Source organism: Streptomyces mobaraensis, assembly GCF_020099395.1.
Classification (GTDB): Bacteria; Actinomycetota; Actinomycetes; order Streptomycetales; family Streptomycetaceae; genus Streptomyces.
The window spans coordinates 2,812,842-2,833,001 of record NZ_CP083590.1; the positions used below are offsets into that span (position 1 = coordinate 2,812,842).

A 20,160-nucleotide genomic window follows, 5' to 3' on the forward strand; every position below is an offset into this window, starting at 1 on the left:
AGGGGGTTATCCACAGGCCTGCCGGAATCCTCTTCGAGGCGGAACACTGGGACGCCTTCAGCATTCGCTGGTCGAAGGGGGGACGGCACATGCAGAACTCGCTGACCGCGCTGCGGCAGGACCACCGCGCGGAAGTCGAGGGCCTGCTGGAGCGGGCGATCGGGGAGGAGGTGCGGCGGTCGGGTGGGCGTGTCGACGGTGATGTGCTGCTGCGGCGGGCGCGCGAGGAGTTGGACGCGCTGGCCCGGGCGGCGGCCGAGGAGTACGCGGCGTACGTCCGGGCGCTGGACGAGGAGGCCGCGGCCGTCGGGCCGTTGTCCGCGCGCTTGTCGGGGGCCGCGCTCGGTACGCCCATGCTGGTGACGGCCGTGACGGCGGTGACGGCCCTCGGGGCCGATCTGGGGTACGGGACGTCCACGGGCACCGCCGTCAGCACGGCGGTGGCGGTGGCCCTCGCGGGCTCCGTGGCGACGCTCGCGAAGCTGACGGCCGGCCATTGGCCGGCCCGTCACCGACGGGCCGGGCTGCGCGGACAGCCGGGCGGGGCAGAGCAGTTGAGACTTCAGTGGCGGACGGCGGTGGAGGTACGGGGTATCCGGCCGTTCCTCGACCGGCAGCGGATGCTTCAGGGAGCGAACAACGGCAAAAGCCCGGCGGGGAGCAAGCCGGGGACGGGCGGTTCGTCGCGAGGGCCGCAACTGCGCGGCGGCGACCGCAGCGCGATGGCCCGGCAGCGCAGCCTCCTGGCCCGTTCCTTCGATGATCTCCCGCAGGACGACGGGGTGTTCGCCGGGCGTAAGGCCCAGGTGGACCGGATCGCCCAGTGGGTGCGCCAGGCCCGGGCGAGCACCGAGACGAAACCGACGGTCGTGGTGCTGCACGGTCCGCCGGGGGTGGGCCGGTCCGCGTTGGCGCTGCGCGCCGCACATCAACTGCGGGATCAGTTCCGGGGCGCCTGCCTGGTGGATCTGCGCGGCGAGAGCCAGGAGGAGCCGCCGCTGCCGACCCGCGACGCGCTGCTGCACCTGCTCAACCGGCTCGGCGCCCCTCGCGACCAGTTGCTTTTCCGGGAACGCTCCTCGCGCGAGCAGCACCTCAGGCGGCTGTCCGAGGTGTACCACAAGCACCTCGCCCGGCTGCCGGTGACGATCGTGCTGGACGACGCGTCCGACGCGGAGCAGGTGCGCGCCCTGGTGCCCGACCGGTCGGAGAGCCTGGTGCTGGTCACCTCCCGCGAGCCGCTGGAGCTGCCGACCGAGTTGGAGGCGTGGGTGCACCAGCTGGAGGTCGGCCCGCTGGACGAGGCGGGCGCGGAGGAACTGCTGCGCTCGGTCACCGCGCCGGAGGAGGAACGCGAGGACGGCACCGCACAGGAGGACGAACTGTACGACGCCCAGTCGCTCACCCGCGTAAGGGAGTTGTGCGGCGGTCTGCCGCTGGCCCTGCGAGTGGCCGGGTCCTCGCTCGGCGCGCGGACGCCGCGCGCGCTGGCCGTGGAGCTGGAGGCGGCGGGCCAGAACGGTCCGGTGGAACGGGCCCTGTGGCTGCGCTACATGGACCAGGGAGAGGACGCCCGGCGGCTGCTGCGGCGGCTCGCGCTGGCCGGCCGGGCGTCCCTGGGCGCGGCCGCCGCGGCGGCCCTGCTCGCGGCCGACGGCCAGGAGGCGACGCAGCGGCTGACGGAGCTGGCACGGGCCGGGCTGATCGAACCGGTGCGCCCCGGGCGCTACCGGATGCACGATCTGGTACGGGACTTCGCGCACGCGCGGCTGCACGAGGAAGAGGATCCCGGGGAGCGGGGGGCGGCCCAGGAGCGGCTGATCCGCAGTTATGCCGAGCTCGCCGACACGGTCATCCGAATGGTGGACGGCAAGACGTCGACGCGCGCGGACATGTTCTCCCAAGGCGCGGCCGGAGGCCACGGATTCCCGTCGCTGGACGCGGCCCTGCGCTGGCTGGACGACGAGTCGAGTTTCATCACGGCCGCGCTCCGGCACGCGGAGGGCGTCGACCAGTCGGCGGTGCTGCACCTGCTGGGCGCCCTGTGCGACTACTGCCTGCTCCGCGGGGACCTTTACCGGCTCGGCGAGCTGAGCGAGCTGACGCAGGCCACGGACCGGGAGTTGCTGACCCGCTCCGTGCAGTGGCGCACGGGTGTGGCCGCCCGGCAGCTCGGTGAGCTGGACACTTCCCGGACGACGCTGACGTCGGTGGTGGACCTGTACCTCGACGCCCAGCACCACGCGGGCGCGGCACGGGCCCTGCGCGACCTGGGCATCACCCTCCAGCACCAGGGGAACCTCAAGGAGGCCGCGGCGAAGCTGCGAGAGGCGCTGGAGTTGCAGGCGGCCCCCGAGCTGAGCGGTGACCGGGCGTGGACGATGCACGCGCTGGCCGCGGTGGAGCGCGACCGCGGCCGGCTGGCGGAGGCGCTGGACCTGCTGGCCGTGGCGCTGGAGCTGCACCGGGAGAGCGAAAGCCTGCACGGCCAGGCGTGGGCGCACTTCCAGCTGGGCCAGGTACGGCTGCGCATGGGCCGCCCCGAGCCGGCGGAGGCCGAGCTGCGCCAGGCGCTGGAGCTGTACGGGCGGACGCAGGACGGTCGGGGCGCGGCGTGGGCCCTCACCCAGCTGGCGCGGGGCCGGCTGATAGCCGGGGACGCGGCGGCGGCCGTGGAGGGTCTCCGGCAGGCCGTCTCCCGGCACCGGGAGCACGAGGACGCGCGGGGTGAGGCGTGGACCCTGTTCTACCTGGGCCAGGCCCTGGAGGAGCTGGGCGATCTGCCGGCCGCGCTGCGGGAGCTGGAACGGGCCCGGACGATGTTCAACCGGATGCGTGACGTGTACGGGCTGGCCTGTGCCCGTCACCACTCGGCGCGGGTCACCCGCGACCAGCGGGCGGCCCAGACGGGGAGCCTGCGGAACAGCGGTTTCGCCCGGCAGCTGCTCCAGGACGCGCGGCTGGACTTCCAGCGGGTGGGCGTCGCGCACGGCGAGGCGTGGTCGTGCCTGGAGCTGGCGGTGGTCGACGCGGGGAACGGGAGGCTGGAGCAGGCGCTGGAGCTGACGGAGGAGGCGGAGCGGCTGTTCACCGGGTTCGGCGACCGGCGCGGCGAGAGCTGGGCGCGTTTCCTGCGCTGCACCTTGCTGCCGTTCGTGTCACCGGGCGGCTCGGTGGTGGGCGCGGCCGTCGCCGGGGAGGACCTGGCCCGCCTGCGGCGCGAGCTGCGGGGTGCGGACTGGGCCGTGGACCCGGCTCTGGAGCAGTACGCGGAGGCGTACGCGCTGGTGCTGGAGCGCGGGGTGGAGCCGGAGACCGGGTGGCAGGCGTGGCGCCTGGGCATGGTGCCGGGACGGCGGGCACGGGAGGTGATGGCCGTGCTGCCGCGTTGAGATCGAGCCGTCGCGTGCGAGGGCGTACCGGCGCGTCGGAGCCGTCTGCCGCCGCGCGCCGAAGGCGTGCGGACGTGTCGGAAGCGTGCCGCAGCCGCCGCTGCCAAGGGCGTCCCGGCGTGCTGAAAGCGTGCCGCAGCCGCCGCTGCCAAGGCAGGCCGACGCGCGGAAGCGTGCTGCCGTCGCGTCGCGGCCCTCCCACCGCGCAGGTCCGGACCGTCCGGATGCCCGCGTGGCGGGCGGCCGGGCGGTTCGGTCCCGCCGCGGGGTCAGGCGGAGGGCTTGCCGCCCGCCGCCGGTGTCGCCTCGTCTGCGGTAGCCGCGGCGGTGGTGGCGGACACGGCGGCGGGCGCCGGGGCGGCGCCCTCGGGCGCCTCCTCGAAGGACACCCGCTTCATGTGCTTCGTCATGCTCTTCATCAGCAGCCACACGGCGGCACCGATGACGGCGAAGACGATGAAGCCCAGGACACCGGGGGTGACCTTGCTCTTGTCGAGGTCGTCCCCGGCGGCGGCGAGCGGCACCAAGTGGGTGGCGGCGAAGGAGGCAGTCGCGCTCATCATGGGCTCAATTGTTGCGGATGCCCGCGAAGAGGTCGTCCTCGGGGAGGGACGTGCCGACGAGCGACTTGGCGAGCTCGTACTCCTCGGTGGGCCACACCTCCCGCTGGAGGTCCAGCGGCACCTTGAACCAACCGCCGTCCGGGTCGATCTGCGTGGCGTGGGCGATCAGCGCCTTGTCGCGGATCTCGAAGAAGTCGCCGCAGGGGACGAAGGTGGTGAGGTTGCGCTCCCGGCCCATCGTGTGCCAGCGCTCCAGCCACTCCCCGTAGGGCGACTCCATGCCGCGCTCCAGCAGCGCGTCGTGCAGCGCCTGGGTGCGCGGCCGGTTGAAGCCCTGGTTGTAGTAGAGCTTCAGCGGCTGCCAGGGCTCGCCGGCCTCGGGGTAGCGCGAGGGGTCGCCGGCCGCCTCGAAGGCCACCATCGAGATCTTGTGGGTCATGATGTGGTCGGGGTGCGGATAACCGCCGTTCTCGTCGTACGTGGTGATCACGTGCGGCTTGAACTCGCGGATCAGCTTGACCAGCGCACCGGCCGCCTCGTCCACGTCCTGGAGGGCGAAGCAGCCCTCGGGCAGCGGGGGCAGCGGGTCGCCCTCGGGGAGGCCGGAGTCCACATAGCCCAGCCACTCCTGTTTGACGCCCAGGATGTCCCGGGCCTCCGCCATCTCCTTGGCCCGGACCTCGTGGATGTGCTCCTCGATGTAGGGGTCCCCCTGGAGCTTGGGGTTGAGGATGGAACCGCGCTCCCCACCCGTGCAGGTGGCGACCAGCACGTCCACCCCCTCGGACACGTACTTGGCCATCGTGGCCGCGCCCTTGCTCGACTCATCGTCGGGGTGGGCGTGAACGGCCATCATTCGCAGCTGCTCAGTCAAGGCTCGATCCTCAGTCACTCGTCTCGGCAGACGCCTCCTATAGTGACCGAAGCGGGAGCCGTTTCATTCCGCGTTCACAAATCGGCGTCCGGGAGGCGATGATCATGGCTGCGCAGCGCGAGGCCCTGCCCGAGGGGCGTTACGGCCGCTCGGCGGACGAGCGCGCGAACCGCAAGCTCAAGATCGTCGGAGGGGCGCTGTTCGCGGTGCTGCTCGGGTTCGTCGCGTGGGCCGGTGTGCACTATGTCACCAAGTCGGACGTCAGCGGCCAGCTCATCCGGTCGAAGAAGATCTCCGAGACGTCGGTGCAGGCGGTCATCGAGGTCCGTAAGGAGAAGAACGACAGCGGCGTGTGCACCCTGCGCTCGCTGGGCGAGGACGGGGCCGAGGTCGCCCGCAAGGACGTGTCCCTCGACCGCCGTGAGACGCACTTCACCGAGCTCGTCACCCTTCGTACCACCGCTCCCGCGCGCATCACGGAGCTGGAGGGCTGCCGGACCACCGACCGCGGCTGACGGCGGCGGCCGACCGGCGGGCACGGCCGGTGGGCACGTACGGTCGGCGGGCGCGCACAGTCGGCGGGCGCGGACGGCGAACGGACGAGCGATCGGCGCCGCAGCCGGGGAGATCCGGCGATCACTGCTCTGACCTGCGGCGACGCGATCCTTGCGGGATTTCGTCCCACGACTTCTTCCCCCATTCCGGACGTAATTGTTAGGCTCGTGGTTTCGCCCGCCTTTGGAGGTGCACCCTTCTGAGTAGGGCGTTCATTTGTATCCGTGACCCCGAAGTTTTTCCCAGCACCGACGAGGAGCACCTGTGACCCAGACCAGCGACAGCGTCACCTGGCTGACTCAGGAGGCGTACGACCAGCTCAAGGCCGAGCTGGAGTACCTGTCTGGTCCCGCTCGCACCGAGATCGCGGCCAAGATCGCCGCGGCGCGCGAGGAAGGTGACCTGCGAGAGAACGGCGGGTACCACGCGGCCAAGGAGGAGCAGGGCAAGCAGGAGCTCCGTGTGCGCCAGCTGACGCAGCTGCTCGAGCACGCGAAGGTCGGCGAGGCCCCGGCCGCCACCGGCGTGGTCGCCCCCGGCATGGTCGTCACCATCGCCTTCGACGGCGACCCGGACGACACCCTGACCTTCCTGCTCGCCTCCCGCGAGTACGCGAGCTCGGACATCGAGACGTACTCCCCCCAGTCCCCGCTGGGCACCGGCGTCAACGGCAAGAAGGTCGGCGAGGACGCCGAGTACGAGCTGCCGAACGGCCGCAAGGCGAAGGTCCGCATCATGGACGCCACGCCGTACCAGGGCTGAGCCCGCCCCTCGAGGCGCGTCGCGGAGGCGCGCGGCGAAGGCGCACCGTGAAGGCGCGTCGCATCACCCTCGCTTCCCGACCCCGGACCGCCCGCAACGGTCCGGGGCCGGAGCTCTGTCGGGACGGGCCCGTCGCGTCCCCGCCCCCACCCCGTCGCGTCCCCGCCCTCACCCCGTGGCGGACCGGTACTTCCGTACCGCCAGCCACCGGAACACCAGGATGATCAGGGCCGACCAGATCAGCGACGCCCACACCGGATGCCGCATCGGCCAGGCCGCCGGCACGGGATAGCCGGGCGGCAGGTTGCCGAAGAGCTCCCGGGCCGCCTGGACGGTGGCGCTGAAGGGGTTCCACTCGGCGATCACCCGCAGGACGGTCGGCATGTTGCCGGACGGCACGAACGCGTTCGAGATGAACGTGAGCGGGAACAGCCAGACGAGTCCGCCGGAGGTGGCCGCCTCCGGAGTCCGCACGGAGAGCCCGATCAGCGCGCCGATCCACGAGAACGCGTATCCCAGCAGGAGCAGCAGGGCGAAGCCCGCCAGCGCCTTCGGCACCCCCTCGTGGATCCGCCAGCCCACGATGGCGGCCACGATCGCCAGCACCACCAGCGTCAGCGCGGTCTGCACGAGGTCGGCGAGCGTCCGTCCGGTGAGGACGGCGCCCCGGGCCATCGGCAGGGAACGAAAGCGGTCGATGAGGCCCTTGTGCATGTCGTCGGCGATCCCGGCCCCCGCCCCCGCGGTGGCGAAGGTGACCGTCTGGGCGAAGATGCCCGCCATGAGGAACTCGCGGTAGAGCGACGGCTCCGTATCGCCGCCGACGGCGATCGAGCCACCGAAGACGTAGCTGAACAGCACCACGAACATGACGGGCTGTACGACGCCGAACACGACCACCTCGGGGATCCGCCGCATGCGCAGCAGGTTCCTCTGCGCGATGACCAGGGAGTCGTGGACGGAACGGCCGACGCGGCCCCGCCTGAGCGCCGGAGGCCCCCCTCGCACGGTGTGGTCGACGGCGGTCATGGCGAGACCCCTCCTTGTTGACGTCCTTGTTGACGTCCCTGCTCCCGCTCCCGCCCCGGCTCCGGTTCCCTCTCGTCCGCGTCCTCGGCGGCGTGGCCGGTCAGCGAGATGAACACGTCGTCCAGAGTGGGGCGGCGCAGTCCGATGTCGTCGATACCGACGTCCCGGGCGTCCAGTTCGCGGATGATCTCGGCGAGCAGCCGGGCGCCGCCGGAGACCGGGACGGTGATCCGCCGGGTGTGCGGTTCGACGGCGGATCCGCCGTCGCCGAAGCCCCGCAGGACGGCGTCGGCGACGGGGATGTGCTCGGGCCGGTGCACGACGACCTCGACGCGCTCCCCGCCGGTCCGCGCCTTGAGCTGGTCGGACGTACCGCGCGCGATCACCCGGCCGTGGTCGACGACGGCGATGTCGTGCGCGAGGTGGTCGGCCTCCTCCAGGTACTGCGTGGTGAGCAGCAACGTCGTTCCGCCGGCGACCAGTTCCTGGATGACCTCCCACAACTGCTGCCGGTTGCGGGGGTCGAGGCCGGTCGTCGGCTCGTCCATGAACATCACGGGCGGCCTGACGACCAGGGCCGCCGCGAGGTCGAGGCGGCGGCGCATCCCGCCGGAGTACGTCTTGGCGGGGCGGTCGGCGGCGTCGGCGAGGTGGAAGCGGTCCAGGAGTTCGCCGGCCCGGCGCTTCGCCTCGCGCCCGCTCAACTGGTAGAGCCTGCCGACCATCCGCAGGTTCTCGCGGCCGGTCAGGTACTCGTCGACGGCGGCGAACTGGCCGGACAGGCCGATGCTGCGGCGGACCTCGTCGGGCCGTCGCAGCACGTCGACGCCCGCCACCGAGGCCATGCCACGATCGGGTTTGATGAGGGTCGTCAGGACGCGTACGGCCGTGGTCTTCCCGGCGCCGTTGGGCCCGAGCAGCCCCAGGACCGTCCCCTCCGGGACGTCGAGGTCGACGCCGTCCAGAGCCCTTACCTCGCCGAATGCCTTGACCAGACCTTCGGCGTGAATCGCTCCCGGCATGGAGCTTCTCCCCGTTCGGTGGCGTCTACAGGGACGTGGGACCAAGGATGTAGGGACGTAGTAGAGGATTCTACGTTCGTAGGGAGCATTCCGCTCCGTGAACGGAAATTCCGGATATTCCCGCGACCGTGCTCGCGGCTGACGGCCGCCGGAACCGCTCAGGACAGCACCGGATAGCCCGCCTCCCGCAGCGCCGTGCGCACGGCGGCGCAGTGCTCGTGGCCCTTCGTCTCCAGGTGCAGTTCGACCTCCGCCTCCGTCAGCCGCAGCCGCGGGTCGGTGCGGACGTGGCCGATGTCGAGGATGTTGACGTCCACCGCGGACAGCACCTCCAGCAGGGCGGCGAGCGCCCCCGGGCGGTCGGTGAGCCGCAGCCGCAGCGAGAGGTAGCGCCCGGCGGCGGCCATGCCGTGCCGCAGGACGCCCTGCAGCAGCAGGGGATCGACGTTCCCGCCGGACAGCACCGCCACGACGGGCCCCTCGAACGAGCGCGGGGCGGCCAGCAGCGCGGCCACCGGGCTCGCACCGGCCGGCTCCACCAGCAGCTTCGCCCGCTCCAGGCAGAGCAGCAGCGCGCTCGCCAACTGGTCCTCGGAGACGGTGCGGACCTCGTCCACCAGCCGCCGGACGATCCCGAACGGTACGTCGCCGGGCCGCGCGACCCTGATGCCGTCGGCCATCGTGACCGGCGCCTCCACGACCACCGGACGGCCGGCGGCCAGCGACCGCGGGTACGACGCCGCGTCCGCCGCCTGGACGCCGACGACCCGGACGTCCGGGCGCAACGCCTTGAGCGCCACGGCGATCCCGGCCGCCAGCCCGCCGCCGCCCATGCCCACCACGACGGTACGCACCTCAGGGCACTGCTCCAGGATCTCCAGCCCCACGGTCCCCTGGCCCGCGATGACGTCCGGGTGGTCGAAGGGGTGGATGAGGACCGCGCCCGTGCGCCGCGCGTGCTCCCGGGCGGCGCACAGCGCGTCGTCCACCACCTGTCCGCGCAACCGCACTTCGGCTCCGTACTCACGGGTGGCGACGACCTTCGGCAGCGGTGCGCCCTCCGGCATGAAGACCGTGGACCGGACGCCGAGCAGGGACGCCGCGAGGGCCACGCCCTGGGCGTGGTTGCCCGCGCTCGCCGCGACCACACCGGCCGCGCGCTCCGCCGGGGAGAGGCCCGCGATCCGCACGTACGCGCCGCGGACCTTGAACGAGCCGGTCCGCTGGAGGTTCTCGCACTTGAGGTGCACCGGCGAACCGATCAGTCCGGACAGATGCCGGCTGCCCTCCAGCGCGGTGACCCGGGCGACGCCGGACAGCGTCTTCTGCGCCTGGCGGATGGCGTCGAGGGTGACGGGCAGGTCGGAGAGCGGCTCACCGTGCTCTCCGGCCTCTCCATGCTCTCCGGGCTCGCTCGGCGTACCGGGGTCACCGGGAGGGCCGGAAGGGCCGGAAGGGCCGGAAGGGCCGGGCATCGGAACCGAGGACGCCGACGAACCGGGTGAGCCGGATGAACCGGGCGGAACGCGCGCCGGACGGTCGCCGCCGCCCACTCGTGCAGCCATACCGCCAGTCTCGCAGCCCGGGCCCCACCGTGGGGCCGCCATCCGTGGGGCCGCCATCCGAACGAACGGAACCCCGCGACCATACGAACCGACCGGTTTGCCCGGCAACGGCACGCGCGCCCGTCCGGCCGCGTACTCTGTCCCCCATTCCCGAGCAATTCCAGCCCGCCGCACGAAGTGAGTCCCCAGCCATGCCCACCCCTCCGGACATGACGACCGACCTCGCACCAGGTGTCCTCGACACTCTCCAGCACCAGGTTGCCGTCTTCGCCCGTCGTGCAGAACAGACCCGGCTCGGCGGCGTCGGCCGGGTCCACAACTCGATGGACCGCGCCGCCTATCTGCTGCTCAACCGCCTCGACCAGGAAGGCCCGATGGGCGTCAAGGCGCTCGCCGCGGGCATGGGCATCGACTCGTCGACCGTCACCCGCCAGGTGGCGCCCCTCGTCGACACCGGCCTGGTCAAGCGCACCTCGCACCCCGAGGACGGCCGGGCCGTGGTCCTCCAGCTCTCGCCGCGCGGCAAGGCGCGGCTGGACGAGGTCCGCGCTTCGCGCCGGCAGCTGATGGCGCTGTGCACGGAGGGGTGGACGGAGGAGGAGCGGGCGGTGTTCTGCACGTTGCTGACGCGCTTCAACTCCGCGCTGTCCGAGGTGCACAGCTCTTTGCCGCAGGTGCCACCGGCTTCCTGACGGGGTACCGCCGGCTTCTTGACGGCGGTGCCGGCCTTCGGCGGTACCGACGCGGTCGGTGCGGAGTCCGCTCCTCCGCCCGCTCGCGCGCAGGCGCCGCGCGACGGGCGCCGACGGCGTCATCTGCCGTACGGCGCCCGGCTCCTGGCTGTCCGGTGCGGCGGGGGGCGTGGGTGGTGGTTGCCCCGGCCCCACCCTTTCTCCCCCGGCTACCGCTGGGAGGTGCCCCCAGTTTCCTGGGGCTGCCGCCCCAGACCCCGAAACCGCGCTCCGCGCGCGTTGTCCTCAAACGCCGGACGGGCTGAAGTGCCCGCCCAGGCTGAAAACGCTCAGCCCAGCGCCTGCTTGACGTCCGCCAGCAGGTCGTCCACCGACTCGATGCCCACGGACAGGCGGACGAGGTCCGCCGGGACCTCCAGGGCCGAGCCGGCGACCGAGGCGTGGGTCATCCGGCCCGGGTGCTCGATCAGCGACTCGACGCCGCCGAGGGACTCACCGAGGGTGAACAGCTTGGCGCGGTTGCAGACCTCGACCGCCGCCTCCTCGCCGCCCTCGACGCGGAACGAGACCATGCCGCCGAAGGCGCGCATCTGCTTGGCCGCGATCTCATGCAGCGGGTGCTCGGGCAGGCCGGGGTAGTAGACCCGGGTGACCTTGGGGTGGGAGAGCAGCAGGTCGGCGACGCGCTCGGCGTTGGCGCTGTGCCGGTCCATGCGGACGGCGAGGGTCTTGATGCCGCGCAGCGTCAGCCAGGAGTCGAAGGGGCCGGCGACGGCGCCCATGGCGTTCTGGTGGTAGGCGAGCTCGTCGCCCAGCGCGGCGTCGTCGGTGATCAGGGCGCCGCCGACGACGTCGGAGTGGCCGCCCATGTACTTGGTGGTCGAGTGCACGACGACGTCCGCGCCGAGCGCCAGCGGCTGCTGGAGGTAGGGACTGGCGAAGGTGTTGTCCACCACCAGCTTGGCCCCGCCCTCGTGGGCCACCTGGGCGACGGCGGCGATGTCCGTGATGCCGAGCAGCGGGTTCGAGGGGGTCTCGACCCAGACGGCCTTGGTGCGGTCGGTGATCGCGTCCCGGACGGAGGCGGGGTCCGAGGTGTCGGCGACGGACCACTCGACGCCCCAGCGGCCGACGACCTTGGCGAACAGGCGGAACGTTCCGCCGTAGGCGTCGTTCGGGATGACGACGTGGTCGCCGGGGGCCAGCAGCGTGCGCAGCAGGCAGTCCTCGGCGGCCAGGCCGGAGGCGAAGGCCAGGCCCCGGACGCCGCCCTCCAGCGCCGCCAGGTTCTCCTCCAGGGCGGTTCGGGTCGGGTTGGCGCTCCGGCTGTACTCGTACCCGCCGCGCAGGCCCCCCACGCCGTCCTGCTTGTAGGTCGAGACTTGGTAGATCGGCGGCACGACGGCCCCGGTCAGCGGGTCCGCCTCCTGCCCGGCGTGGATGGCGAGGGTCTCGAAGGATTGTTGCTGCTGGTCGCTCATTGTTCCGAGAGTAGTACCCGCCTTACCGGAATACTCCTGTTCACTTGTAACCGGCGGATGAACGATCGGCCGGGCCACGGAATCCGAGGTCAGGAACGATCGGGCGCCCTGCCTCGTCCTTACGTAGTCGGCCCTTACAGAGCGCCCCCTCGCACTCCCTCCCACCCAGGACAGCTCATGGAGTTTCTGTTCATCCTGCTCGCCCTCGTCGTCGTCTGCGGCGTCGTCGTCGCGCCCGCGCTGCGCCGCCGGCGCGCGGCCCAGGACGCGCTGCGGGGCGCCGGCGCGGCCGTCGACCCGTCGTACGGGCACGGCTTCGTCCCCGCCGAGCGGCTGGACGTCCGCCTGCCGGGCCCCGACCCCGAGCTGCTGGCCGCCGTCGAGGAGGCCCGCCGCACCCAGGACTGGAAGCCGGCCGCCGAGCTGCTGGCCCGCACCCCGGCCGACGGCTCCGCCGAGCTGCGCTGGCAGCGCGTCCAGACGCTGGCCGGGGCGGCCGCGCGGGAGCTGGCCGAGACGCCCGGCACCGGCGGCATGTGGCTGCGCCACTGGCGCGTGGTGGCCCCCAAGGACGCGGGGGGCGCGGCCGTGCAGGCCGAGTTCCTGGTCCAGCGGGCGATGCGCGACCCCTCGTCGCAGGACTACCGCATGATCCTGGAGGAGGCCCGGACGGTGTGCGCGGAGGCCGCGCTGCTCGCGCCCGGTGACCCCGTCCCGTACATCGTCCGGCTGAACGTCGAGCGGGGGCTCGGGGCGGGCGAGGCCGAGTTCCAGTCCGTCTGGGAGACCGTCCTCTCCCGCGCACCGGGGCACATGGGGGCTCATCTGGTGGCGCTGCGCTACTGGAGCGCGAAGTGGCACGGTTCGCAGGAGCAGGCCGACGCCTTCGCCCGGCACGCCGCCGCCGCGGCCCCGCAGGGCAGCCTGCTGCCCGCGCTGCCGCTCTTCGCCGTCCACGACCACCTGCCCGACGTGAACCTGGTGCGCGGCCTGTACGACAGCGTCGTGGTGCGGGACGCGATCGAGGCGGCCCAGTACGCGGTCGTCCACGCTCCCGCCGACCACCCCGTCCTGCCGCACGTGCGGCACCTGCTGGTCTGGTTCCTGGTCAACGCGGGACGGTACGCCGAGGCCCTGGAGCAGCTGCGGGCGGTGGACGGCCACATCGGCGCGATCCCGTGGACGTACGAGCAGGACCCGGTCGCCGTGTACACCGCGTACCGGGCGCGGGCGGTCGCGGGGTTCTGAGCGAGGGGACGGCGGGAGGAGAACCGGGAATTCCGACCCCCGGGCCGCGCGTTCCCCTGATCCGCACCGCACCGTTCACCGCCGCCCTGGAGTCGTGATGCTCTTCCCCCACCTCCGCCACGACCACCGTCTGCCCACCGAGCAGGAGGCCCTCAAGGGCCGCCCCGAACCGGCCTTCCCGCTCACCGGCCGCCACACCGTCCTCGGCAACCCGCTGGCCGGCCCCTACCCCGAGGGCCTGGCCGTCGCCGACTTCGGCCTGGGCTGCTTCTGGGGCGCCGAGCGCCGCTTCTGGCAGACGCCCGGCGTGTGGACGACCCTCGTCGGCTACCAGGGCGGCATCACCCCGAACCCGACGTACGACGAGGTGTGCAGCGGCCTGACCGGGCACACGGAGGCGGTCCGGGTGGTCTTCGACCCTGCCGTCGTCTCCTACGAGACGCTGCTCAAGGTCTTCTGGGAGTCCCACGACCCCACCCAGGGCTTCCGCCAGGGCAACGACCGCGGCACCCAGTACCGCTCCGCCGTCTACACCCACTCCCCCGCCCAGCAGCGCGCGGCCGAGTCCTCCCGCGACGCCTACCAGGCCGTCCTCCGCGCCTCCGGCCACGGCGACATCACCACCGAGATCGCCCCGGCGGGCCCGTTCTACTGGGCCGAGGACTACCACCAGCAGTACCTCGACAAGAACCCGGGCGGCTACTGCGGCATCGGCGGGACGGGCGTGAGCTGCCCGATCGGGGTCGCGCCCGCCGGGGAGTGACGGGCGGCGGCCAAGCCGTCGGACAGACCTGTGGTGCCCGTCTTCGGGTCCTCGGCCGCCGGCGGAGGACTAGTGGCAGAGGAGGAGGCTCAGGGCACTGTCGAGGACGGAAGCGGCCTCGGGTTCCTCTCCCGGCCTGCCCGCCCGCGCGTCCCACTCCGCTTCCAGCACCTGAAGATCGAGCAGCACCACTGTCCCTCACCCTCTCCGCGTCGCGACGGACATCCCGCTTTGAGGTCTACCGGGGAAGCGCCGGGCAGCGGCAGGCGTGGAGCCCGGCGTCCGGATGCGTGGCCCGGCGCCGCCGCCGTGGTGCGCCCCCTCACGCCCCCGCGAGCCGGTTCACCGCCGTGACCACCGGGGCCACCCCGTCCTCCGTGCGGAGCCGGGTCGCCAGGGTCTGGGCGCGGGTGCGGTAGCCGGGGTCGGTGGTGGCCCTGCGGAGGGCCGTGGTGAGGGTGGGGGCGGTGAGGCGGCGGAGGGGGACGGGGCCGGGGGAGACGCCGAGGGCGGCCAGCCGGCCGGACCAGAAGAAGGCGTCGAACTGGACGGGCACGGGCACCGCGGGAACGCCCGCGCGCAGACCGGCGGCCGTGGTCCCCGCGCCCGCGTGGTGCACCAAGGCCGCCAGCCGCGGGAACAGGACGGCGTGCGGCAGCTCGTCGACGGTAAGCAGGTCGTCGCCCTCGGCCTCCAGTCCGGCCCAGCCCCGCTGGACGATGCCCCGCAGACCGGCCGCGCGCAGGGCGCGCACGAACGTCGCGGCGAGGCGCTCGGGGTGCGGCAGGGTCGCGCTGCCCATCCCGACGAAGACCGGCGGCGGGCCGGCCGCGAGGAAGTCCCGGACCCGGGCGGGCAGTTCCGCGTCGGGCGCGGTGTACGGCCACCAGTAGCCGTCGACGGTGAGGCCCGGATGCCAGTCGGCCGGGCGCGGTACGACGAGGGGGCTGAAGCCGTGGTGCACGGGCCAGCACTGGCGTTCCCGGATCCGCCGGGCGGCGCGCGAGCCGAGGGGCGGCAGGCCGAGCCGGGCGCGTACGGTGCGCGCGGCGTGCACGAAGATGCTGTCCACGGCGGCGTTCACGGCCCGCCCGGCCAGCCGGTTGGCGGTGGCGCCCCAGGAGCCGGAGGCGAGGAGCGGGGGCGCGAACGCCCGTGACGGGGCGTGCGGCTGCAGGTAGACGCCCATGCTCGGCAGGCCGAGCCCGGTGGCGATGGTGTGCCCCAGCGTGCCGAGCCCGCTCGACACCAGCAGCACGTCGGCTTCCTCGGCCGCCCGGAGCAGATCGTCGAGCATCCGCTCCAGGGCCGACCGGGCCATGGCCCCGACCCGGGCCATTTGCCCGATGCCCGTCGGGCTCTCCTGCAGGGCCCGGCCCTGTTCGGTGTGCATTTCCGCCTGCGGATCCACCGGCAGGGCGTGGAAGCGGAGCCCCGCGGCCTCGGCCAGCGGTGCGAAAGAGCCGTGGGTGACCAGGGTGACCTCATGTCCGGCGCGGGCCAGGCCGCGTCCCAGGCCCGTGAAGGGCGCCACGTCGCCCCGCGACCCCGCCGTCATCAACGCCACTCGCATGGTCCGCAGTATGCCGCGCGACGGCGGTCGCCGCCCTCACATCCAGGGAGCCCGCGCACTCCCGTTCGACCGACAGATACCGGCCGACCCGGGGGCCACCCTTTCGTGGCGCGCGTCGCGGCGAGCCGTCACGTCATCCCAACCCGCCTTATTTACAGGCTCATTGACATGCGTCGCCTATGCAACTGTTCGTTCGGGCCGGACAGTTGGCGGGCACCTCGCGTTCCGTGACCTTTGCCACGACGCCACACCCTGGGGCATCGCCACAGGAGTGAGCTAGCGTCACAGCACCCCATCCGGCCACACCAAGTCCCCCAGTAACGGCCGGACATGAAGACGGGGAAGAGGGCCGCACGCGTCCCGAATCGGCTGCAATCCTCACCGGAACGCCCGCATGCCCTCTTCCCCGGCATACCACAGGAGGAGTGTACGTGAAGCGCACAACCCTACGCTCGGCGGGCGTCATCGCCCTGGCCGCCGTCACCATCGGCGTCGCGGCCCCCGCCGCCCTGGCCGCGACCGAGGACACCCGGCCCGCGGCCGTCGCCGGTCTCGACGATCCCACCGAGGAGGACCTGCACGTCGTCACCCTGACAGAGGCCCAGGAGGCCGCGCGGTCGCTGCTCGCCAGCGACGAGCGGGAGGCCCAGGAGCTGGTGGCGTCCCTCGACCCCGAGGAACTGGCCGACCTGCGGGCCGTCGCCGACGGGCAGGCCCCCCAGGAGCTCAAGGCGAGCTGGGCGAAGGTCCTGAAGCTGATGAAGAAGATCGGCGGTTGGGCCAAAGCCGTCGCCGGCACCTACAAAACGTTCAAGGACTGGTACAACGGGCTGCCCTGGCCGGTCAGGGCCGCGATCAGGTCCCTGACGGTGGGCTACTCGCTCTACGACATCTACTGGCACTTCCACAACGGCGGTTACGCACCCGACCCGAAGGTGGCCGCCGGCGCGTGACGGAACGGGGTGGCCGGGCCGCGGCGGTCTCGCGGCCCGGCCACCCCGGCACACGGCATCATGATGAGGGCGACCCGAGGAGGCGACAGCGAGCCATGACACCCCCGGCCGGTGATCAGGAGATGTCGGACGACAAGGCGAGCGAAGGCACCTGGGCGCTCCCGCTCCTGGCGGTCATCCCGACCGTCTGCCTGACGTTCGTCACCGACCCGTCCACCGTCTGGTACGTCATCGCCTGGGTCTTCTGGGGCCTGTCCGCGGCCCTTCTCGCCGTCGGCTGGGCGGACGTCGTACGCCATGGAGTGCGTGGGGCCACCGGCTGGACGACGTGCGCGATCGCCCACGGGGTCATCGGGTGGCAGGCGGCGCACCTGCTCGCCTGACCGGTGACCGGCACCCGGTATCCGGTGACCGGTGGCCCGACAGGGCCGCCCGCGCCGCTCCCTCCCGACGAATGAGCGTCGAACAGACCGTGAAATACCCGGAAACGGCCGCCGATCCGGGCGCGCAAGGGGTAGCGCTCGAACCCCAGTTCAGTAATCTCGGCCGAGTGCTTGATCACGACGAGACCAGCCCGCCGTCGCGCCACCGGCTCACGACGGGGGACCGCCTGCGCATCGCCCGTCGGGCGCGCGGGCTGTCCGCCGCCCAGTTGGCGCAGAAGGCCGCCATCTCCCCCAGCTACGTACAGAAGTTGGAGTCGGGAAAGCGGAAGCCGTCGGCCGCGCTCGTCCTGGCCCTCGCGAAGGCGCTGCACCTCGGCCCGGAGGCCCTCACCGGGCAGCCGCACTACGGTGAACCGGAAGCGGACGATGGGGTGTACGCCGTGCTGCCGGAGCTCCGCAGGGCCCTGCTGTGCTACGACAGCCCCGACGACCTGCTCATGCCTCCCCGCCCGCTGCCGGTGCTGGCCTCGGAGGTCGACCAGGTGGCGGCCCTCCGGCGGGACGCCCGGTACGTCCCCATGGGTCCCCTTCTCGCGCCGGTCATCGCGGAGTTGACGCATATCGCCCTGGACGGCCGGGAGGCCGACCGGTACGAGGCATTCCGCCAGCTGGCCCGCTCCTACCGGGCGGTCAACTCCCTGGCGCACAAGACCGGCCACCACGATCTGTCGCACACCGCCCTGGAACGGGTGCGGTGGGCCGCCGACCGCTCCGGCGACCCGTTGCTGCCGATCACGGCCGGATACCTGGTCGCCGGGGCGATGCTCCGCCACGGCGCGTACGCCCCGGCGCGCCGCCAACTCCGCGCGCTCCACGCCGAACTCGGAAAGCTGCGCCCCACGGCCGCACCCGCCACGGCCGCCCCGGACGACGTGCTCGCCGTCCACGGAGCGGTCCTGCTGAAGCTCGCGGTGCTGGAAGCGCGCGAGAACGCCCCCGAACGGGCGCGGGACCGGCTGCGGGAGGCGGAGGACGTGGCACGGGCGGCCGGGAACCGCGACTCCCTCGCGTACGAGATGTCGTTCGGCCCGACGAACATCCGCATCCACGAGCTGCACACGGCGCTGGTCACGGGCGATACGGAACGGGCCCTCGCGCTGCCGGCGCGCTGGTCGCCGGTTCCGGGCGGGGAGTGGACTCCTCCCGCCGGCACGGCCGGTGAGCGGTCGAGCCACCACTTCATCGACCTGGCCTCCGCCCGGCTCGCCGCCGGGGACAGGTCCGGGGCGTTCGCCGCGCTGAAGCGGGCGCGCAAACTGGCGCCGAACCACACGCGGTTCCACCCGTCCGTCCGCGAGACGTCGGCCGCGCTGCTGCGGATGGACGCGAGTCCTCCCAATGAGCTGGTGCGCTTCGGCAGTTGGGCAGGCGTCGGGACCGCATAAGGGCGGTGTCAAGGGGCCGCGCCGGAGGACGCGCGGACAATCTGTCCGCACGCGAACGCCCGGTGAATGGAATGGTCGGCCTCACGTTGTGGAAGAGGAGACCGTTCGATGTCCAGCGCCCGTCCGGCGGCCCGGCAGCCCCTCCCCCCGCGCTGGGTGCCCGTCGGCGACGGGCCGCACCTGTGCGCGGCGGGGGAACGGTGGGACGCCGTACGCGTCGGGGAGGCCGTCGGCCGGCGGGCGGTCGCGTTCCTCCGGGAGGCCGGCGAACCGGTCGGCCCGGTGGTGCTGGACCCCGAAGGGCCCGAGCCCCGGATGTACTTCCTCGTCCCGGTGGGCACGGCAGCCCTCTGGGAGGTGCAGGGCACGGTGCCGCTCGGGCCGCGCTGCCACGTCCTCGTCCCGTCCGCCGAGCGCACCCGGCCGCCCGGCCTGCACTGGCACGTCGTTCCCGCCGCACCCCGTTCGCCCACGCGACCGGACGCGCTGCGGCAGGCGATCGGCAGGGCGCGCAAGGCCCGCGCCGAGGAGGAGTCCCGGGAAAGCCGGGCGGCGCGGCCCGGGGAAGTGGCGTCCTGATGGCGCCGATCACCCGAGGGGCCGCCGGCCGGGGCGAGTTCCGGCCCCGCTTCGACCCCGCCGGGCTGGACGACGAGCTGCGGATGGTGCTGCCCGACCTGCCCGCCGGACGCTGGCTGTCGATGCGGCACCTGCTGGACCGGACCCTCCTCGCCCGCGACTGGAGCCGGTGGGCGAGCCGCACCCAGGTCCTGGGCGCGGCCGCCGCCGGAACGGACATGGTGCGGATGTGGCGGGCGGAGGAGCCGGACAGCGTCGCCGCGGCCGTGATGCACGCCCGGGTGGCGGTCGAGCGGACCGTACGCGCGTACCGCGTCGGGCACCCGGACGCCGCCCGGCTGTGGGACGAGGCGGTGGAGGCGTGCCGCGTCGCGGCGTACGCGTCCCCGGACGACCCCGTGCCCTGGATCTGCCTGCTCTCCCTGGCCCCGCTGGACGGGCACCAGCGGCTCCCCGAGCACCGGGTGCCCGCCCCGGACCCGCTGCTGGCCCCCGGTCCGTGGAACCTGCTGGGCGAGGTCGAGCGGCGCGATCCGGGCAACCGCGAGGCGTACCACCGGATGACGACGCTGCTGGCCACCCGGGCGGACGGTTCCTGGGGGCAGGCGCACCAGTTCGTCCGGTGGGTGCTCGACCGGACGCCGCACGGCTCGCCGCTGCTGGTCCTGCCGCTCTACGTGCGCGTGGGGCTGTGGCGCGACCGGCACGGCCCCGGCCGGGAGTTGGACATGTACTGGGCCGGGGAGTACGCCGTCCAGGACGCTGAACGCGCCCTGTGGGGCTGGTTCGACGCGAGGTTCCACGCGGCGGGTTCCGACACGCCCGTCCCGGACGCGGCAGGAGGTGGCGCGGCAGGCCCGCCCGACCTCTCGATCCTCGACCTCAGCCACCTCGCCCACGCCTTATGGGCGGCCCACCGGTTCACCGAGGCCGCCCGGGTGTTCGCGGCGATGGGACCGTGCGCGGCCACCCGGCCCTGGATCCACCGCGCCGAGGCCCACGACCGCCGGCCCGCGGAGGAGGTGGCGGCCGAGTGGATCGTCCGGGCCCGCGCCCAGTGCGAGGCGGCGGCCGAGGGGCAGGGGGGCGGGGGACAGGGAGGCGGGGGACCGCGCCGGTGAGCTTCCGGTAGTCCCCCACCACACCCCCGTCCCGTCCCCGCCGCCCGCGTCGCGAACGCCAGACCGTCCCCGAACAGACCGTCCCGAAACAGAGCGTCCCCGAACAGACCCCCTTGTCACCCTTCCCGTTCAGCGCTTCGGAGGTAAGTCCTGTGTC

The 20,160-nt window shown here is 73.2% G+C and carries 19 protein-coding genes; 11 read left to right on the forward strand and 8 right to left on the reverse strand.

Annotation, left to right across the window (positions count from 1 at the left end; all coding sequences use genetic code 11):
• The first annotated feature begins 89 nt into the window (after positions 1 to 89).
• Positions 90 to 3,392 (forward strand): tetratricopeptide repeat protein, encoded by a 3,303-nt coding sequence (locus tag K7I03_RS11855; RefSeq protein WP_185941847.1) that lies wholly within the window; start codon positions 90 to 92, stop codon positions 3,390 to 3,392.
• A 269-nt stretch (positions 3,393 to 3,661) separates the two neighbouring features.
• On the opposite strand, the gene K7I03_RS11860 is transcribed toward K7I03_RS11855, so the two are convergent.
• Complete coding sequence (locus K7I03_RS11860; RefSeq protein ID WP_185941884.1) at positions 3,662 to 3,952, reverse strand: RAMP4 family protein; 291 nt, start codon at positions 3,950 to 3,952, stop codon at positions 3,662 to 3,664.
• A 7-nt stretch (positions 3,953 to 3,959) separates the two neighbouring features.
• Entirely contained in the window at positions 3,960 to 4,829 is an 870-nt protein-coding gene (gene mca / locus K7I03_RS11865; protein ID WP_185941848.1) for a mycothiol conjugate amidase Mca, read from the reverse strand.
• 104 nt (positions 4,830 to 4,933) lie between these two features.
• Here mca and K7I03_RS11870 point away from each other — a divergent pair, with 104 nt between their 5' ends.
• Together K7I03_RS11870 and greA are read left to right on the forward strand one after the other, a co-directional pair.
• Positions 4,934 to 5,344: a DUF4307 domain-containing protein gene (locus K7I03_RS11870; RefSeq protein ID WP_224347005.1), complete on the forward strand. Its 411-nt coding sequence runs from the start codon at positions 4,934 to 4,936 to the stop codon at positions 5,342 to 5,344.
• A gap of 304 nt (positions 5,345 to 5,648) precedes the next feature.
• Positions 5,649 to 6,146 carry a transcription elongation factor GreA gene (greA, locus tag K7I03_RS11875; protein WP_004947986.1) on the forward strand — a complete coding sequence of 166 codons (498 nt, stop codon included), beginning with the start codon at positions 5,649 to 5,651 and terminating at the stop codon, positions 6,144 to 6,146.
• Positions 6,147 to 6,314: 168 nt separating this feature from the next.
• On the opposite strand, the gene K7I03_RS11880 is transcribed toward greA, so the two are convergent.
• From K7I03_RS11880 to ilvA, 3 genes are all read right to left on the reverse strand, one after another.
• A complete protein-coding gene (locus K7I03_RS11880) occupies positions 6,315 to 7,175 on the reverse strand; it encodes an ABC transporter permease (RefSeq protein WP_185941850.1) in 861 nt (286 codons plus the stop codon).
• Complete coding sequence (locus tag K7I03_RS11885; protein WP_185941851.1) at positions 7,172 to 8,197, reverse strand: ATP-binding cassette domain-containing protein; 1,026 nt, start codon at positions 8,195 to 8,197, stop codon at positions 7,172 to 7,174. Before K7I03_RS11885 ends, K7I03_RS11880 begins: the two co-directional genes overlap by 4 nt.
• Positions 8,198 to 8,355: 158 nt before the next feature.
• Positions 8,356 to 9,672 (reverse strand): threonine ammonia-lyase, encoded by a 1,317-nt coding sequence (gene ilvA, locus K7I03_RS11890; RefSeq protein WP_260630124.1) that lies wholly within the window; start codon positions 9,670 to 9,672, stop codon positions 8,356 to 8,358.
• 281 nt (positions 9,673 to 9,953) lie between these two features.
• Between ilvA and K7I03_RS11895 the strand changes: the two genes are divergently transcribed.
• Entirely contained in the window at positions 9,954 to 10,454 is a 501-nt protein-coding gene (locus K7I03_RS11895) for a MarR family winged helix-turn-helix transcriptional regulator (protein WP_004949133.1), read from the forward strand.
• A gap of 329 nt (positions 10,455 to 10,783) precedes the next feature.
• Here the strand turns inward: K7I03_RS11895 and K7I03_RS11900 are convergent, their stop codons facing one another.
• Positions 10,784 to 11,935 (reverse strand): cystathionine gamma-synthase, encoded by a 1,152-nt coding sequence (locus K7I03_RS11900; RefSeq protein WP_185941852.1) that lies wholly within the window; start codon positions 11,933 to 11,935, stop codon positions 10,784 to 10,786.
• Between the two features lie 177 nt (positions 11,936 to 12,112).
• On the opposite strand from K7I03_RS11900, the gene K7I03_RS11905 reads away from it, so the two are divergent.
• Both K7I03_RS11905 and msrA read left to right on the forward strand, forming a co-directional pair.
• The gene (locus K7I03_RS11905; protein ID WP_185941853.1) at positions 12,113 to 13,183 is read left to right on the forward strand and encodes a hypothetical protein; all 1,071 of its coding nucleotides are present in this window, start codon (positions 12,113 to 12,115) and stop codon (positions 13,181 to 13,183) included.
• Between the two features lie 97 nt (positions 13,184 to 13,280).
• Positions 13,281 to 13,946 carry a peptide-methionine (S)-S-oxide reductase MsrA gene (msrA, locus tag K7I03_RS11910; RefSeq protein WP_185941854.1) on the forward strand — a complete coding sequence of 222 codons (666 nt, stop codon included), beginning with the start codon at positions 13,281 to 13,283 and terminating at the stop codon, positions 13,944 to 13,946.
• Between the two features lie 69 nt (positions 13,947 to 14,015).
• Here msrA and K7I03_RS11915 read toward each other — a convergent pair whose 3' ends face one another.
• Together K7I03_RS11915 and K7I03_RS11920 are read right to left on the reverse strand one after the other, a co-directional pair.
• The gene (locus K7I03_RS11915) at positions 14,016 to 14,135 is read right to left on the reverse strand and encodes a SapB/AmfS family lanthipeptide (protein ID WP_221902723.1); all 120 of its coding nucleotides are present in this window, start codon (positions 14,133 to 14,135) and stop codon (positions 14,016 to 14,018) included.
• Between the two features lie 133 nt (positions 14,136 to 14,268).
• On the reverse strand, positions 14,269 to 15,519 hold the full coding sequence (locus K7I03_RS11920; RefSeq protein ID WP_224347006.1) for a glycosyltransferase: 1,251 nt from the start codon (positions 15,517 to 15,519) through the stop codon (positions 14,269 to 14,271).
• A 431-nt stretch (positions 15,520 to 15,950) separates the two neighbouring features.
• Here K7I03_RS11920 and K7I03_RS11925 point away from each other — a divergent pair, with 431 nt between their 5' ends.
• From K7I03_RS11925 to K7I03_RS11945, 5 genes are all read left to right on the forward strand, one after another.
• Positions 15,951 to 16,472, forward strand: a complete 522-nt coding sequence (locus K7I03_RS11925; RefSeq protein WP_185941855.1) for a hypothetical protein — start codon at positions 15,951 to 15,953, stop codon at positions 16,470 to 16,472.
• 95 nt (positions 16,473 to 16,567) lie between these two features.
• Positions 16,568 to 16,855: a hypothetical protein gene (locus K7I03_RS11930; protein ID WP_185941856.1), complete on the forward strand. Its 288-nt coding sequence runs from the start codon at positions 16,568 to 16,570 to the stop codon at positions 16,853 to 16,855.
• A 167-nt stretch (positions 16,856 to 17,022) separates the two neighbouring features.
• Positions 17,023 to 18,303: a helix-turn-helix domain-containing protein gene (locus K7I03_RS11935; RefSeq protein WP_185941857.1), complete on the forward strand. Its 1,281-nt coding sequence runs from the start codon at positions 17,023 to 17,025 to the stop codon at positions 18,301 to 18,303.
• A 108-nt stretch (positions 18,304 to 18,411) separates the two neighbouring features.
• Positions 18,412 to 18,882 carry a hypothetical protein gene (locus K7I03_RS11940; RefSeq protein ID WP_185941858.1) on the forward strand — a complete coding sequence of 157 codons (471 nt, stop codon included), beginning with the start codon at positions 18,412 to 18,414 and terminating at the stop codon, positions 18,880 to 18,882.
• On the forward strand, positions 18,882 to 20,003 hold the full coding sequence (locus K7I03_RS11945) for a hypothetical protein (RefSeq protein ID WP_185941859.1): 1,122 nt from the start codon (positions 18,882 to 18,884) through the stop codon (positions 20,001 to 20,003). The genes K7I03_RS11940 and K7I03_RS11945 overlap by 1 nt, the downstream gene beginning before the upstream one ends.
• Positions 20,004 to 20,160: the final 157 nt, after the last annotated feature.